The 15,305-nt window shown below is 71.5% G+C and carries 15 protein-coding genes; 11 read left to right on the forward strand and 4 right to left on the reverse strand.

Going from position 1 to position 15,305, the window contains the following annotated elements:
• Window positions 1-58: 58 nt before the first annotated feature.
• From AC067A_RS25210 to pstB, 10 genes are all read left to right on the forward strand, one after another.
• On the forward strand, window positions 59-445 hold the full coding sequence (locus AC067A_RS25210) for a GntR family transcriptional regulator (protein WP_026058795.1): 387 nt from the start codon (window positions 59-61) through the stop codon (window positions 443-445).
• Window positions 442-1,287 carry an ABC transporter ATP-binding protein gene (locus AC067A_RS25215; protein WP_479244739.1) on the forward strand — a complete coding sequence of 282 codons (846 nt, stop codon included), beginning with the start codon at window positions 442-444 and terminating at the stop codon, window positions 1,285-1,287. Before AC067A_RS25210 ends, AC067A_RS25215 begins: the two co-directional genes overlap by 4 nt.
• Window positions 1,284-2,267 carry an ABC transporter permease gene (locus AC067A_RS25220; RefSeq protein WP_479244740.1) on the forward strand — a complete coding sequence of 328 codons (984 nt, stop codon included), beginning with the start codon at window positions 1,284-1,286 and terminating at the stop codon, window positions 2,265-2,267. Before AC067A_RS25215 ends, AC067A_RS25220 begins: the two co-directional genes overlap by 4 nt.
• Before the next feature lie 265 nt (window positions 2,268-2,532).
• Window positions 2,533-4,776 carry an RNA degradosome polyphosphate kinase gene (locus AC067A_RS25225; RefSeq protein WP_479244741.1) on the forward strand — a complete coding sequence of 748 codons (2,244 nt, stop codon included), beginning with the start codon at window positions 2,533-2,535 and terminating at the stop codon, window positions 4,774-4,776.
• Window positions 4,763-5,851: a CHAD domain-containing protein gene (locus AC067A_RS25230; protein ID WP_479244742.1), complete on the forward strand. Its 1,089-nt coding sequence runs from the start codon at window positions 4,763-4,765 to the stop codon at window positions 5,849-5,851. Before AC067A_RS25225 ends, AC067A_RS25230 begins: the two co-directional genes overlap by 14 nt.
• Window positions 5,848-6,261 carry an NUDIX hydrolase gene (locus AC067A_RS25235; protein ID WP_479244743.1) on the forward strand — a complete coding sequence of 138 codons (414 nt, stop codon included), beginning with the start codon at window positions 5,848-5,850 and terminating at the stop codon, window positions 6,259-6,261. The genes AC067A_RS25230 and AC067A_RS25235 overlap by 4 nt, the downstream gene beginning before the upstream one ends.
• 1,277 nt (window positions 6,262-7,538) lie before the next feature.
• Entirely contained in the window at window positions 7,539-8,681 is a 1,143-nt protein-coding gene (pstS, locus tag AC067A_RS25240; protein WP_479244744.1) for a phosphate ABC transporter substrate-binding protein PstS, read from the forward strand.
• A 111-nt stretch (window positions 8,682-8,792) separates the two neighbouring features.
• Complete coding sequence (pstC, locus tag AC067A_RS25245; protein WP_479244745.1) at window positions 8,793-9,767, forward strand: phosphate ABC transporter permease subunit PstC; 975 nt, start codon at window positions 8,793-8,795, stop codon at window positions 9,765-9,767.
• Entirely contained in the window at window positions 9,764-10,837 is a 1,074-nt protein-coding gene (gene pstA / locus AC067A_RS25250) for a phosphate ABC transporter permease PstA (RefSeq protein WP_479244746.1), read from the forward strand. Before pstC ends, pstA begins: the two co-directional genes overlap by 4 nt.
• Window positions 10,838-10,866: 29 nt before the next feature.
• The gene (gene pstB / locus AC067A_RS25255; protein ID WP_479244747.1) at window positions 10,867-11,643 is read left to right on the forward strand and encodes a phosphate ABC transporter ATP-binding protein PstB; all 777 of its coding nucleotides are present in this window, start codon (window positions 10,867-10,869) and stop codon (window positions 11,641-11,643) included.
• Between the two features lie 111 nt (window positions 11,644-11,754).
• Here pstB and AC067A_RS25260 read toward each other — a convergent pair whose 3' ends face one another.
• Both AC067A_RS25260 and AC067A_RS25265 read right to left on the reverse strand, forming a co-directional pair.
• Window positions 11,755-12,753 carry an inorganic phosphate transporter gene (locus AC067A_RS25260; protein WP_479244748.1) on the reverse strand — a complete coding sequence of 333 codons (999 nt, stop codon included), beginning with the start codon at window positions 12,751-12,753 and terminating at the stop codon, window positions 11,755-11,757.
• A gap of 5 nt (window positions 12,754-12,758) precedes the next feature.
• Window positions 12,759-13,379 (reverse strand): DUF47 domain-containing protein, encoded by a 621-nt coding sequence (locus AC067A_RS25265; protein ID WP_033203812.1) that lies wholly within the window; start codon window positions 13,377-13,379, stop codon window positions 12,759-12,761.
• Between the two features lie 193 nt (window positions 13,380-13,572).
• Between AC067A_RS25265 and AC067A_RS25270 the strand changes: the two genes are divergently transcribed.
• Complete coding sequence (locus tag AC067A_RS25270) at window positions 13,573-13,917, forward strand: metal-sensitive transcriptional regulator (RefSeq protein ID WP_479244749.1); 345 nt, start codon at window positions 13,573-13,575, stop codon at window positions 13,915-13,917.
• Between the two features lie 190 nt (window positions 13,918-14,107).
• On the opposite strand, the gene AC067A_RS25275 is transcribed toward AC067A_RS25270, so the two are convergent.
• Complete coding sequence (locus AC067A_RS25275) at window positions 14,108-14,293, reverse strand: hypothetical protein (protein WP_017242365.1); 186 nt, start codon at window positions 14,291-14,293, stop codon at window positions 14,108-14,110.
• 118 nt (window positions 14,294-14,411) lie between these two features.
• Entirely contained in the window at window positions 14,412-15,254 is an 843-nt protein-coding gene (locus AC067A_RS25280; RefSeq protein WP_479244750.1) for an SCO4651 family lipoprotein, read from the reverse strand.
• Window positions 15,255-15,305: the final 51 nt, after the last annotated feature.

Here is a 15,305-nt window from a genome sequence, read left to right on the forward strand (position 1 = left end):
CCCCTTCTTTGCACCACCCTTTCACTACTTGATTAGTGAAAGGGTGGTGCAAGGGATCGTGGTCGAGTACCGCATCGACCGGCGCAGTGGCGTCGCCACCTACCTCCAGATCGTCCAGCAGACGAAACAGGCCCTCCGGATGGGCCTCCTGGAACCCGGCGACCGACTGCCCACCGCGCGCGAGGTCGTCGAGGCGACGGCCATCAACCCCAACACGGTCCTCAAGGCCTACCGGGAACTGGAGCGCGAAGGACTCGTCGAGGCGCGCCGCGGCCTCGGCACCTTCGTCCGCGCCACCCTCGGCACCGGCCCCGCCGACTCGCCCCTGCGCGGCGAACTCGCCGACTGGGCACGGCGGGCCCGGGCCGCGGGACTGGAGCGGGAGGACGTGGCCGCGCTCTTCACATCCGTACTGAAGGAACACTTCGAGGGGGACGACGCATGACGAGAGACGGCATCGCGCTGGAGGCCGATCTCCTGGGCAAGAAATACGGGGGCCGGGCCCGCGGCTGGGCCCTGCGCGAGTGCGACCTCACCCTCCCCGCCGGCCGGATATGCGCCCTCGTCGGCCCCAACGGCGCCGGCAAGTCCACCCTCCTCGCCCTCGCCGCCGGACTGCTCCGGCCCACCGAAGGCACCATCGAGGCCCCCACCCGCGAGCGCCTCGCGTACGTCGCCCAGGACAAGCCGCTCCACCCCCGGCTCACCGTCGCCGACACCCTCCGCATGGGCCGCGAGCTCAACCCCGGACGCTGGGACGACACCGTCGCCCGTCGGGTCGTCGACGGCGGCGGCCTCTCCTCCGACACCCTCGTACGCGACCTCTCCGGCGGCCAGCGCACCCGCGTCGCCCTCGCGCTCGCCCTCGGCAAACGCGCCGAACTGCTGCTCCTGGACGAGCCGATGGCCGACCTCGACCCGCTCGCCCGCCACCAGCTGATGGGCCTCCTGATGGCCGAAGCGGCCGAACACGGCACCACCGTCGTCATGTCGTCGCACATCCTCACCGAGCTGGAGGGCTCCTGCGACCACCTCGTCCTGCTCCACGGCGGCAAGGTCCGCCTCGAAGGACCCGTCGACGACCTCCTCGCCGCGCACACCCTGCTCACCGGACCCGTCGGGGACCTCGCCCCGCACACGGTCGTCGAGTCCCGCACCACGGGCCGTCAGCTCACCGCCCTGGTCCGCCGCGAAGGGCCGGTCGAGGGCCCCTGGGAGACCTCCGACCCCTCCCTCGAAGACCTCCTCCTCGCCCACCTGCGCACCACCGAAGGAGCCTCGGCATGAGCACGCTCGCCCTGAAGGGCCCCTACTGGGTGACGGTCCGCCAGTACCGGCGCACGCTGTGGCTGACCGGCGCCACCGTCGTCCTGGCCCTGGCCGGCGTCGGCGCCCTGCGCCTCTGGGACGCGCAGACCCCCGACCGCTTCGTGCAGGACGGCTACCGGGTCCCCGCCGACGAGAACCGCGGCTACGAGACACTGCGCCTGGCCATGGAGTACGGGGGCGTGTACCTGCTCCTCCTCCCGCTCCTCGTCGGCGTCTTCGTCGCGGGCCCGCTCGTCGCCCGCGAGTTCGAGTCGGGGACGTACAAGCTGTCCCTCACCCAGTCGGTCAGCCCGGCGGCCTGGCTCCGCGCCAAACTCCTCACCACCGTCACCGTCTCCCTCCTCACCCTGCTCGCCCTGCTCGGCGTCTTCCGGATCGGCTGGAGCCGCGTCTCCGGCAGCTACTACCTCACCTGGGCCGACCGCGGCCCGTACGAGGCCACCGGCATCGTCCTCCTCGCGTACGTCCTCGCGGCCGTCGCCGTCGGCGCGCTCGTCGGCCAGCTGATCCGCCGCACCCTCGTCGCCATGGCGGCCACCGGCCTCGTCATGGGCCTGGTCCTGCTCGTCATGGGCGCGGTCCGCTGGTCCTTCCTGCCGGTGCGCCGGGACACCGGCGCGGCCGGCGCCGGGCTCATGGTGCCCGCGGACGGCCACGTGACGGACTCGGGACTCCTCACCGCCTCCGGCGCCCGCTTCGACGAGATGACCTGCTGGGAAGAAGCCGCGAGCACCCCGGGCACGGACGTCACCGAGGGCCTGTGGGGCAAGGTGGAGGCCCAGTGCCAGGCCCGGCACGGCGTGACCACCCAGTTCGTCGACTACCACCCCGCCTCCCACTTCTGGCCCACCCAGCTCATCGAGAGCGGCATCGTCCTCGCCCTCGCCGCCCTCGCAACCTACGCCGCCTTCCGCGTCCTGCGGGCCCGGCACCGATAGGAACCCGGCGGTCGCGGCCCCGGCACCGGCAACAACGCGCCCCCGCCGAGGCCCGTCACCCGTAAGGAGGAATCGGGGGCGGGGCCCTGACAAGGGCCCCGCCCCCGATTCCCGTACGACATGTCGTCGTTACCGGCCATTCAGACACGCTTGCGACGCTCACTCAATGAAGCGCTCCGTGTCCAGCCTCCCCAAAGGGAGACTTCCCGGCCCCACGGCCCGCTCCGACGCGCCCCACCACCCCTTCGCGCGGAAGAATGGGCCCATGAGCCAGCAGCCCGCCGAGGTACCGGTCCAGTCCTCCGCCACGCCGTCCGCCCAGCCCTCGCTCGGTTCCATAGCCGCGCACCGCCCGCACGTGCTCAACGCGAGCACCGCGGCGGACCTCGACCACGACCTGGACGCCGATCCCGACACGTACGAGGACGACGGCACAGCGGGCGACACCCTGCCCCAGGGGCGCTTCCTCGACCGGGAACGCAGCTGGCTCGCGTTCAACGAGCGGGTGCTCGAACTCGCCGAGGACCCCACGACACCCCTCCTCGAACGGGCGAACTTCCTCGCGATCTTCGCCTCGAACCTCGACGAGTTCTTCATGGTCCGCGTCGCCGGCCTCAAGCGCCGCATCGCCACCGGCGTGGCCACCCGCTCCGCCTCCGGCCTCCAGCCCCGCGAGGTCCTCGACCTGATCTGGACGCGCTCGCGCGAGCTCATGGCCCGGCACGCCGCCTGCTACCAGCAGGACGTGGCCCCGGCCCTGGCCGACGAGGGCATCCACCTGATCCGCTGGCCCGAACTCACGGAGAAGGAGCAGGCGCGGCTCTTCACCCTGTTCCGCCAGCAGATCTTCCCGGTCCTCACCCCGCTGGCCGTGGACCCGGCCCACCCCTTCCCGTACATCTCGGGCCTGAGCCTCAACCTCGCCGTGGTCGTACGCAACCCGGTCAGCGGCCACCGCCACTTCGCCCGCGTCAAGGTGCCGCCGCTGCTGTCCCGCTTCCTGGAGGCCTCACCGCAGCGGTACGTGCCCCTGGAGGACGTGATCGCCGCGCACCTCGAGGAACTGTTCCCCGGCATGGAGGTGCTCGCGCACCACATGTTCCGGGTGACCAGGAACGAGGACCTCGAGGTCGAGGAGGACGACGCGGAGAACCTGCTCCAGGCACTGGAGAAGGAACTGATGCGGCGCCGCTTCGGCCCCCCGGTGCGCCTGGAGGTCGAGGAGTCCATCGACCCGTACGTCCTCGACCTGCTGGTCCGCGAGCTGAAGGTCTCCGACGCCGAGGTCTACCCGCTGCCCGGCCCGCTCGACCTCACCGGCCTCTTCGGGATCGCCGGGCAGGACCGGCCCGAGCTGAAGTACCCGACGTTCGTCGCCGGCACCCACCGGGACCTCGCCGAGGTCGAGTCGGCGTCCGCGCCGGACGTCTTCGCCGCGCTGCGCGAGCGCGACGTGCTCCTGCACCACCCGTACGACAGCTTCTCCACCTCCGTCCAGGCCTTCCTGGAGCAGGCGGCGGCCGACCCGGACGTCCTCGCGATCAAGCAGACGCTCTACCGGACCTCCGGCGACTCGCCGATAGTGGACGCCCTCATCGACGCCGCCGAGTCCGGCAAGCAGGTCCTCGTCCTCGTCGAGATCAAGGCCCGCTTCGACGAGCAGGCCAACATCAAGTGGGCCCGCAAACTGGAGGAGGCCGGCTGCCACGTCGTCTACGGCCTCGTCGGCCTCAAGACCCACTGCAAGCTGTCGCTCGTCGTCCGCCAGGAAGGCGAACTGCTCCGCCGCTACTCGCACGTCGGCACCGGCAACTACCACCCGAAGACCGCCCGGCTGTACGAGGACCTCGGCCTGCTCACCGCCGACCCGCAGGTCGGCGCGGACCTCTCCGACCTGTTCAACCGGCTCTCCGGCTACTCCCGCCGCGAGACGTACCGCCGCCTCCTGACCGCACCCAAGTCGCTGCGCGACGGCCTGGTCTCCCGGATCACCAAGGAGATCGCCCACCACCACGCCGGCCGCCCCGCGTACGTACGGATCAAGGTCAACTCGATGGTCGACGAGGCCGTCATCGACGCCTGCTACCGGGCCTCCCGGGCCGGAGTCCCCGTCGACATCTGGGTCCGCGGCATCTGCGCCGTACGCCCCGGAGTCGCCGGCCTCTCCGAGAACATCCGCGTCCGCTCGATCCTCGGCCGCTTCCTGGAGCACTCCCGGGTCTTCGCCTTCGGCAACGGCGGCGAACCCGAGGTCTGGTTCGGCAGCGCCGACATGATGCACCGCAACCTGGACCGCCGTATCGAGGCCCTCGTCCGGGTCACCGACCCGGCCCACCGGGCCGCGCTCACCCGGCTCCTGGAGACCGGGATGTCCGACACCACCTCCTCCTGGCACCTCGGCCCCGACGGGAACTGGACGCGGCACGCGACCGACCCCGAGGGCCGCCCCCTGCGGCACGTCCAGGAGATGCTCATCGACGCGCGGAGGCGCCGGCGTGCACAGCCCTGACCACTCGGCGGACGTCACGGCGGGCGAGGTCCTCGCCCCCTACCTCCACGCCCGGGCCGCGGACTTCCTCCGCGGCCTCCGCCTCCACGGCGACAGCGGCTCCGACTCGGCCGGCGCGGAGGAAGCCACCCGCACCCTCCGCGGCGCCGCCCGCCGCATCAGCGCCACCCTCCACACCTTCCGCCCCCTCCTCGACACCACCTGGGCCGACCACCTCCGCACCGAACTCGCCTGGCTCTCCGGCACCCTCGCCCTCGAACACGCCTGCACCTCCCGCCTCGTCCGCCTCGTGGACGCCCTCTCCCGCCTGTCGAACGGGACGGGGGCCGGGGCCGGCGCAGACACGGTCGGTGCCACGGGTGCCGGCGGCATCGGCCGTACGGCCGGTGGCGGAGGCGAAGGCGGGGCCGGTGGCGGAGGCGGCAGGCCGCCCGTGCCCGCCGCCCGCGGCAGCGAGGCGCACGGGCTCACCGTGGGCGCCGCCCGCGCGGGCGCCCTCCTCGAACGACAACTGACCCTGGCCCGTACGCGCGCCCACTCGGCCGCGCTCCAGGCGCTCGGCTCCGCCCGCTTCCACGCCGTCGCCGACGCCATCGCACTCCTCGCCTCCGAAGTGCCGCTCGGCCCGATCGGCGCGGCCCCCGCCGTGGAGGTCCTGGACGGGCCCGCCGAGGTCGCCGAGCGGCGACTCCTCGACGCGGTGGCCGGCCTGCCCCTGACCCGGGCGGCCCACCCGTACAACGCCGCGGCCCTCGCCCTCGGCACCGGGGAAAGCCAGGACGCACCCTGGCACCAGACGCGGCTCCTGCTCCGCCTGCACCGTTACGCCTCCGAGGCCCTGCACACCGGCGGCGAACCCGACTCCGCCCTCTACGAGGCGGCCCGGACCCTCGACCGGCACCGCGACGCCGCGGAAGCCGCGACCGCGGCCGCCACCGCCGCCCGCACCCCCCGCATCGCCCCGGCCACCGCCTACGCGCTCGGCGTCCTCCACGCCGACCAGCGCCACGAGGTCGAAGCCGCCCGCTTCGCCTTCCAACAGGCCTGGCGCCGAACCACCGCCCCGGTCCCATGACCACCCCACCCCCCGTCCTCGCCGCCGGCTGCGTCCTGTGGCGCCCGGCACCCTCCGGCCACGGCATCGAGATCGCCCTCGTCCACCGGCCCAAGTACGACGACTGGTCCCACCCCAAGGGCAAGCTCAAGCCCGGCGAGTCGGCGGAGGCCTGCGCCCTGCGCGAAGTCCTCGAGGAGACCGGCCGCGACTGCGAACTCGGCCCCCGCCTGCCCACCGTCCGCTACACCGTCGCCGGCCGCCCCAAGCACGTCCTTTACTGGTCCGCCCGCGCCCTCTCCGGCACCTTCACCCCCACCAAGGAGATCGACGCCCTCCTCTGGCTCCCCCCACCCGCCGCCCGCCTCCGCCTCACCCAACCCCGCGACCGCACCCTCCTCGACACCGCCACCTCCCTCCCCCACCCCTGACCCCGCCCACCCGGCGCACCTCCGCCCCCAGACCCTGAGCAGACCCCCGCCTACACGGCGCACCTCCGCCCCCAGGCCCTGAGCAGGCCCCCGCCCGGGCCGCGGGGCACCCCATCCGCCCGGATCCCGGGCAGGCCCTCCCACCCAGGTCGCGGGCAGGCCCTCCACAAGGCGAAACCACCGAACCGCGCCCACCCCGCGCCCCCGGGTTGTGGGCCGCACCCACCCTGCCCCCCGGGGTTGTGGGCAGGCGTTCCGCGGGGCGGAACGGGTGGGCACAACCCCACGACGGCGCCGCACCTCCGGCGCACCGCTCAGGCACGGAAGCCCGGGCCCGGCAAAGGGCGCCGTCCCGTGTGCCCACCCGTCCCGCCCAGCGGGACGATTGCCCACACGGCAGGTGGGAGAGGGCGAAGCACTCGGCGCGGGGCGCGGGTGCGTGCGCAGCCAGGGACGGGGCATGGGCCCACGTGGACATGGGGCCCGCAGCCCAGGGACGGACAGCGGACCAAACGGCCAGGGCGCAGCCCAGGGACGAGCAGGGGACCAAACGGCCAGGGCGCAGCCCAGGGACGGACAGCGGACCAAGCGGCCGGGGCGCAGCCCAGGGACGGGAAGGGGACCGAGTGGGCCGAGCGAGCCCAGGGACGGGCAGAGAACCAAGCCAGCAGGGCGCAGCCCACGGGGTCGGGGCCGCACCCCACCGGGTCGGGCACGCACCCACCGGCTGGGGGCCGATCCAGGAAGGCGCTGGACGCAAGCCCCGGGTGCGGCAGGCGCAGCCACGAAGGCGCCGGGGCGCAAGCCCATGCACCCACCGGCTGGGGCCCGAGCCCCGGAAGGCGCTGGGCGCAAGCCCCGGGTGCGGCAGGCGCAGCCACGAAGGCGCCGGGGCGCAAGCCGCAGACAGGCCGTGGCGCAAGCCGCAGCCGCGGCGGGCGCAGCCGCAGCAGGCGCAGGCACGACGGGCGCAGGCACGACGGGCGCAGCCGCAGCGGGCGCAGCCGCGGAGGGGCGGGGCGGCGGAGGGGCGGGGCGGCGCCCGGAACGGGGGCCTGACGGGGATGCCGCCCGCCCAAGGGCCCCGCACCCGGGCTTACGGCACGGTTCACTTCCCGTTCACCCTCCCCCGCCGACCGCTTCACCTGTTCTGCCTAATTTCGGCCTTACACGGTGCACGGAGCACAGCGATGCACCCACCAAACCGACACACGCCGCCGTAGAACGTTAGGACACTCGGTCCGCGCCAGGGCGGCTTCTGGAAGGAACACCCGAAAGTGAAGCTTTCGCGCAAGAACGGGCTTCGCGCCTCCGCGATCGGTGCCCTCGTCGTCTCCGGTGCGCTCGTCCTCTCGGCGTGTGGTTCGGACAACAACACGGAGACCCCGACCAAGGACGGCTCCTCCAAGGCCGCCACGACCGCGTCGAACATCGCCTGTGACGGCGCCAAGGGCCAGCTTCTGGCCGCCGGCTCCAGCGCGCAGAAGAACGCCATGGACCTGTGGGTGAAGAACTTCCAGGCCGCGTGCTCCGGTGTCGAGGTCAACTACCAGGCCATCGGTTCGGGCGGCGGCATCACCAAGTTCAACCAGGGCCAGGTCGCCTTCGCGGGCTCCGACTCCGCCCTGAAGGACGAGGAGGTCGCCGAGTCGCAGAAGATCTGCAAGGGCGGCAAGGGCATCAACCTGCCGATGGTGGGCGGCCCCATCGCCATCGGCTACAAGCTGGACGGCGTGGACAACCTGGTCCTGGACGCCCCCACCCTGGCCAAGATCTTCGACACGAAGATCACCAAGTGGAACGACCCGGCGATCGCCAAGCTGAACCCGGGCGCCAAGCTCCCGGACACCACCATCCAGGCCTTCCACCGCTCGGACGAGTCGGGCACCACGCAGAACCTGGGCAAGTACCTTTCGGCCACCGCGAAGGCCGACTGGAAGTACGACCCGAAGACCAAGTCGTGGCCCGCCCCGGGCGGCCAGGCCGCCAACGGCTCCTCCGGTGTCGCGACCGCGGTCAAGGACGCCGAGGGTTCCATCGGCTACTTCGAGCTCTCGTACGCCACGGCCAACAAGATCTCCACGGTCAGCATCAACACGGGTGCCTCCGCCCCGGTCGCCGCGACCACGGACAACGCCTCCAAGGCCATCGCCGCCGCGAAGGTCAAGGGCACCGGCAACGACCTGGCCCTGTCCCTCGACTACACGACCAAGGCCGAGGGCGCCTACCCGCTCACCCTGGTGACGTACGAGATCGCCTGCGACAAGGGCAACAAGGCCGAGACTCTCGCGACCCTGAAGGCGTTCCTCACCTACACCTCCGGCGAGGAGGGCCAGAAGGTCCTCTCCGAGGCCGGCTACGCCCCGCTCCCGGCCGAGATCGCGGCCAAGGTCCGCGCGATCGTCCCCACCCTGTCCTGACCCCCGGCCGGGTCCGGCCCCCCACCTCCCGTGGAGGGGCCGGACCCGGCATCCGGTGCACCGCCGCCAGGGCCCCGTACCCGTACGGGACCCGCAGACCGGAGAAAACCCATGGCTTCCACGACACCAGACATACAGAGGAGCCGGCGCGCCAAGAGCGCGTCCCGCCCCGGTGACCGCATCTTCAGCGGCCTGTCCCGAGGCTCCGGCATCACCCTCCTCGTGATCATGGCCGCGATCGCGGTCTTCCTCACCTACCGCGCCGTCCTCGCCCTCTCGAAGGACAGCACCAACTTCTTCACCACCTTCGAGTGGAACCCGGCCGCGAACCCGCCGGTCTTCGGCATCGCCGTCCTCGCCTTCGGCACGGTCGTCTCCTCGATCATCGCGATGCTCATCGCGGTGCCCGTCGCGATCGGCATCGCCCTCTTCATCTCGCACTACGCCCCGCGCAAGCTGGCCAAGCCGCTCGCGTACGTCGTCGACCTGCTCGCCGCCGTGCCCAGCATCATCTACGGCCTCTGGGGCGCGATCTTCCTCGTCCCGTACCTGGACGGCCTGAACAAGTGGCTCGACCAGTACATGGGCTGGACGTACGTCTTCGACAAGTCCAGCGACGGCGTCGCCCGCAACCTGTTCACCGTGGGCATCCTGCTGGCGATCATGATCCTGCCGATCATCACCAACGTGAGCCGCGAGGTCTTCCTCCAGGTCCCGAAGATGCACGAGGAAGCCGCCCTCGCCCTCGGCGCCACGCGCTGGGAGGTCATCCGCATGTCGGTGCTGCCGTTCGGCCGCTCCGGCATCATCTCCGCCTCCATGCTGGGCCTGGGCCGCGCGCTCGGCGAGACCATGGCCGTCGCCGTGGTCCTCTCCCCCAGCTTCCTCGTCTCGGGTCACCTGCTCGACCCGGGCGGCGGCACCTTCGCGCAGAACATCGCCGCCAAGTTCAACGAGGCCAACGAGTTCGGCCGGGACGCGCTGATCGCCTCCGGTCTCGTCCTCTTCGCCATCACCCTGCTGGTCAACGGCGCCGCCCGCTGGATCATCGGCCGCCGCAAGGAGTACTCGGGGGCCGCGGCATGAGCCACGCCATACAGGAACGTCCGGTCTCGGCGGCCCCGCGCCGCGGGTCCCTCTCCCACGCCCGCCTCCCCCGCTGGACCCCGGCCGCCGTCGCGGCCGGCTCGATCGCCGGAGGCATCGGCATCGGTCTCGGCGCGGGCTGGCACAGCAAGGTCCAGTGGGGCCTGATCGCCGCGCTGCTGTTCGTCCTCTGCACGTACGCCCTGACCAGCAAGGTCGAGGGCAGCCGCCAGGCCAGGGACCGCGTCGCCACCAGCGTCGTCTGGGTCTGCTTCGTCCTCGCCGTCGTCCCGCTGCTCTCCCTCGCCTGGGTCACGGTCAGCAAGGGCATCGGCGTCCTCGACGGCTACTTCCTGACCCACTCGATGAACGGCGTCCTCGACGCCGAGGCCGGCGGCGGCGTCTACCACGCGCTGCTCGGCACCATCGAGCAGGTCCTCATCGCGACCCTGATCGCCGCGCCGATCGGCCTGCTGACCGCCGTCTACCTCGTCGAGTACGGCGGCGGGAAGCTCGCCCAGGCCGTCACCTTCTTCGTCGACGTCATGACGGGCATCCCGTCGATCGTCGCCGGCCTCTTCATCCTCGCCACCTGGAACCTGATCCTGGGCTTCGGCCCCTCCGGTTTCGCCGGCGCGATGGCCCTCGCCATCCTGATGATGCCGGTCGTGGTCCGCTCCACCGAGGAGATGCTCAAGCTCGTCCCGAACGAGCTCCGCGAGGCCTCCCTCGCCCTCGGCATCCCCAAGTGGCGCACCATCCTGAAGGTGGTCCTGCCCACCGCGATCGGCGGCATCACCACGGGCGTCATGCTCGCGGTCGCCCGCATCACCGGTGAGACGGCCCCGGTCCTGCTCCTCGTGTTCGGTACGAAGCTCATCAACCCGAACCCCTTCGAAGGCGCCCAGTCCTCCCTGCCGCTCTACGTGTACGAGCAGTTCGCGGTGGGCACCGACGCCGCGATGGCCCGTGCGTGGGGTGCCGCGCTCGTCCTGATCGCCTTCGTCATGATCCTCAACCTGGTGGCCCGCGGCATCGCCCGCTGGAAGGCCCCGAAGACCGGCCGCTGACCGCGGCTACATTGGAAGTAGTGATTCACATGGCCAAGCGAATCGACGTCAGCGGCCTCTCCGCCTACTACGGCGCCCACAAGGCGATCGACGACATCTCCATGACCGTCGAGCCGCGCTCCGTGACGGCCTTCATCGGCCCCTCCGGCTGCGGCAAGTCCACCTTCCTGCGCACCCTGAACCGCATGCACGAGGTGACCCCCGGCGGCCGCGTCGAGGGCAAGGTGATGCTGGACGACGAGAACCTGTACGGGTCGCACGTCGACCCGGTCGCCGTGCGCCGCACGGTCGGCATGGTCTTCCAGCGCCCCAACCCCTTCCCCACCATGTCGATCTTCGACAACGTGGCGGCGGGCCTGCGGCTCAACGGCAGCTACAAGAAGTCCCAGCTGGCCGACGTCGTCGAGCGGTCCCTCAAGGGCGCCAACCTCTGGAACGAGGTCAAGGACCGCCTGAACAAGCCGGGCTCCGGCCTCTCCGGCGGTCAGCAGCAGCGCCTGTGCATCGCGCGGGCCATCGCCGTCGAGCCGGACGTGCTGCTCATGGACGAGCCGTGCTCCGCCCTCGACCCGATCTCCACCCTCGCCATCGAGGACCTGATCGGGGAGCTGAAGGAGCGCTTCACGATCGTCATCGTGACGCACAACATGCAGCAGGCCGCCCGCGTCTCGGACCGCACCGCCTTCTTCAACCTGGCGGCCGTCGGCCAGCCCGGCAAGCTGATCGAGCTGGACGACACCGAGCGCATCTTCTCCAACCCGAGCGTCCAGGCGACCGAGGACTACATCTCCGGCCGCTTCGGCTAGACCGCTCGCCCCCTGACCGTCATACGGTGCTGCATGGCGGTGCCACCGTGATGACGAAGGGCCCGGCTCCCCCCACGGGGGAGCCGGGCCCGTCCTCGTCCACGACGTCCGTCAGCCGAAGACCAGCTGCACCACGTAGTAGCTCACCGCGGCGACCAGCGCCGCCGCCGGCATCGTGATGAACCAGCCGAGGATGATGTTCTTGGCGACGCCCCAGCGGACCGCGTTGACCCGCTTCGTCGCGCCGACGCCCATGATCGCGGAGGTGATGACGTGGGTGGTCGAGATCGGCGCGTGGAAGAGGAACGCCGAGCCGAACATGATCGACGCGCCGGTCGTCTCCGCCGCGAAACCCTGCGGCGGGTCCAGCTCGATGATCTTGCGGCCGAGGGTCCGCATGATGCGCCAGCCACCCGCGTACGTACCGAGGGACAGCATCACGGCACAGGCGATCTTCACCCACACCGGGATGTCGTCGCCGGACTGCTGCACGTCGGCGATGACCAGGGCCATCACCACGATGCCCATCGTCTTCTGGGCGTCCTGGAGGCCGTGGCCGAGCGCCATGCCGGCCGCCGACACCGTCTGCGCGATGCGGAAACCGCGCTTGGCCTTGTGCGGGTTGGCCTTGCGGAACATCCACATGATCGCGCACATCACCAGGTAACCGACCACGAGACCGACGACCGGCGAGATGAACATCGGGATGACGACCTTGTCGAGCACACCGCCCCAGATGACCTCCGTGCCGCCGGCGAGCGCCGCGCCCACCATGCCGCCGAACAGCGCGTGGGAGGAGGACGACGGCAGACCGAAGTACCAGGTCACCAGGTTCCAGATGATCGCGCCGACCAGCGCGGCGAAGAGGATGCCCATCCCCTTGTCGCCGGTGGGGGTCTCGATCAGGCCCTCACTGACGGTCTTGGCGACCCCGCTGCCCATGAAGGCGCCGGCGAGGTTCATGACCGCCGCCATCGCCAGCGCCGCGCGGGGCGTCAGCGCCCGGGTCGACACCGAGGTGGCGATGGCGTTGGCGGAGTCGTGGAAGCCGTTCGTATACGTGAAGCCGAGCGCGACACCGATGGTCACGATCAGAGCAAAGGTGTCCACGAAGCTCAGGACTCCTTGACCGCGATGGTCTCCACCGTGTTGGCCACGTGCTCGAACGCGTCGGCGGCCTCTTCGAGGACGTCCACGACCTGCTTGAGCTTCAGCACCTCGATGGCGTCGTACTTGCCGTTGAAGAGCTGGGCGAGCAGCTTGCGGTGGATCTGGTCCGCCTGGTTCTCCAGCCGGTTGACCTCGATCCAGTACTCGGTGAGGTTGGCCATCGTCCGCAGGTTCGGCATGGCCTCGGCGGTCAGCTCGGCCGCCCGGGCCAGGACCTCGATCTGCTGCTCGACACCCTTGGGGAGCTCTTCGATGTTGTAGAGGACGACCAGGTCGACGGCCTCTTCCATGAAGTCCATGATGTCGTCGAGGGACGACGCGAGGGAGTAGATGTCCTCGCGGTCGAACGGCGTGATGAAAGAGGAGTTCAGCTGGTGGAAGATCGCGTGGGTGGCGTCGTCGCCGGCGTGCTCCGCTGCCCGCATCCGCTCCGCGATCTCGGCCCGGGCGGAAGGCTCCGCTCCGAGCAGTTCCATCAGGAGCTTGGAGCCCGTGACGATGTTGTCCGCGGACGCGGCGAACATGTCGTAGAAGCTCGTCTCCCTGGGGGTCAGACGAAATCGCACGTGAGGTCCTCGGGGTGCTGGGTTTCGGTCAGGCTGATGCTAGGCGCATCATCCGGCCACGGCTAACCGGCGTCATCTCAGTGTCGCCCATCAGGCACAGTGAACCGCACGGACCCCCGCCCCGAACGGCGAGGATCGGTACCATATACCCACGAGGGGTATACATCCCCTTTCTGGACAACGGGAGGACGCGATGACGACCACCGAGGCGGACCAGGTCACCCCCGACACCGTCGAGCCGGCCGACCACGACCACGGCGTGCACGGCTACCACAAGCAGAAGGACGAGCACCTCAAGCGGCTCCGCCGGATCGAGGGCCAGATCCGCGGCCTGCAGCGGATGGTCGACGAGGACGTCTACTGCATCGACATACTCACGCAGGTGTCGGCGTCGACGAAGGCGCTCCAGTCCTTCGCGCTCCAGCTCCTCGAGGAGCACCTGCGGCACTGCGTCGCCGACGCGGCCGCCACCGGCTCGGGCATCGACGAGAAGGTCGAGGAGGCCACCAAGGCCATCGCCCGCATGCTCCGCACCTGACCCGCCCGCCCCGGGGCCGTACCCCCCGAGCGGACCCCGCACGGCCCGCCCGCTTCCGTACGGCCCGGCGGTCGTGGTCCGTACGGCCCGACCGGCAAGGTCCCCCTACCGGCCCGGCGGTCGGTGTCCGTACGACCCGGCGGGCAGGATTCCCGTACCGGCCCGGCGGGCAGGGTTGCCGTACGGCCCGTCAGAGGTCCCGGGCGGCCCGTTCGGCCGCCACGCGCAGGACCTCGTCGATCCGGTCGGCGCTGAGCCGTTCCCCGTCGGCGGCCGAGGCCGCGATGATCAGGTCGCCGCAGAGTTCGATCTCGGCGAGGGCGACGCAGTCCGGGTCTGCGGGCACGGTTGCTGTACCGGGCGGGGCCACGCGCATCCACCTCTTCCTGCCGGCGTCGGTCTCCCAGCGGCCTCCCAGCGTAGGGACGGGGCCGCGCACCGCGCATGACACGTCCGGACCATTTGCCGATGGTCCGCACCATCACCCGGCCGGGTCAGGCCTCGATCTTCCCGGCGTAGATGTGCCGCCGGTCCGGCAGCGTCACCTCGACGGGCGCCCCGAAGCCGTACAGCAGGGTCGTCGAGGCGACCGCGACCGTGCGGCCCTGGTTGCTGAAGCTGAACTGGTGGCGCACCTTCCGCAGCCGCCCCTCCCCGTCCAGGTACGCGTCGAACGGCACGGTGTCCTTGGCGAACCCTTTCGCCGCCGCGGCGAGCGCTCCCCGCAGCTGCGGCGAGGCCGCCCGGGCCGCGTGGGCGATGTCGGCGACGCCCCGGTAGTGGCCGACCTTCACCCCCGCCAGCTCGACCTCGCCGACGTACGTGACCTCACGGGCGCCCCGCAGCAGCTCGGCCGCCGCGCCGGGGTCGGTCGCGCCGCCGGTGACGAGGTTCCCGTCGTCGAGGGCGGTGGTGTCGACGCGTACCCACTTGTCGGCGGGCACCCCGGCCCCGCGGTTCTTCATGTAGAGCGCGCCGGGGGTGAGGAGCTCGGTGATCGGCCGGTGCTCGCTCGTGCCGGCCGCGTCCTTCGGCAGCACGACCTGGAGCCGGCCGGTGCGGCGCCGGAAGTCGTAGCCGCCCTCGCCCCGGATGGTGACCCGGGTGCCGCCCGCCGCCATCTCCATGGAGGTGCTCGCCTTGGAGGTGCCGGCCTCCACCAGCGCGTCGGCGGCGTTCCGTACGGCGAGGAGGGGATCACCCGCGGGCTTCGGGTCCTCGGGGGCCGCACACCCCGAGACCGCGGCGGCTCCGGCGAGGGAGCCGACCAGGACGGCGCTGACGGCGAACGCGCCGCTCCTGCGACCCCGCGGACGCCCGTAAGGCTGCACCACCATGTCCTGCCAACCCCCAACGCCTCACCGCTGTTTGCCCGGGACCCGCCCTCC

Source organism: Streptomyces sp. NPDC043176, assembly GCF_056436715.1.

What these genes read in the sequence shown, in the direction of transcription:
- AC067A_RS25215 (WP_479244739.1), top strand. Translation starts at nt 442, where the DNA reads ATGACGAGAGACGGCATCGCGCTGGAGGCCGATCTCCTGGGCAAGAAA.
- AC067A_RS25220 (WP_479244740.1), top strand. Translation starts at nt 1,284, where the DNA reads ATGAGCACGCTCGCCCTGAAGGGCCCCTACTGGGTGACGGTCCGCCAG.
- AC067A_RS25225 (WP_479244741.1), top strand. Translation starts at nt 2,533, where the DNA reads ATGAGCCAGCAGCCCGCCGAGGTACCGGTCCAGTCCTCCGCCACGCCG.
- AC067A_RS25235 (WP_479244743.1), top strand. Translation starts at nt 5,848, where the DNA reads ATGACCACCCCACCCCCCGTCCTCGCCGCCGGCTGCGTCCTGTGGCGC.
- pstC (WP_479244745.1), top strand. Translation starts at nt 8,793, where the DNA reads ATGGCTTCCACGACACCAGACATACAGAGGAGCCGGCGCGCCAAGAGC.
- pstA (WP_479244746.1), top strand. Translation starts at nt 9,764, where the DNA reads ATGAGCCACGCCATACAGGAACGTCCGGTCTCGGCGGCCCCGCGCCGC.
- pstB (WP_479244747.1), top strand. Translation starts at nt 10,867, where the DNA reads ATGGCCAAGCGAATCGACGTCAGCGGCCTCTCCGCCTACTACGGCGCC.
- AC067A_RS25270 (WP_479244749.1), top strand. Translation starts at nt 13,573, where the DNA reads ATGACGACCACCGAGGCGGACCAGGTCACCCCCGACACCGTCGAGCCG.
- AC067A_RS25275 (WP_017242365.1), bottom strand. Translation starts at nt 14,293, where the DNA reads ATGCGCGTGGCCCCGCCCGGTACAGCAACCGTGCCCGCAGACCCGGAC.
- AC067A_RS25280 (WP_479244750.1), bottom strand. Translation starts at nt 15,254, where the DNA reads ATGGTGGTGCAGCCTTACGGGCGTCCGCGGGGTCGCAGGAGCGGCGCG.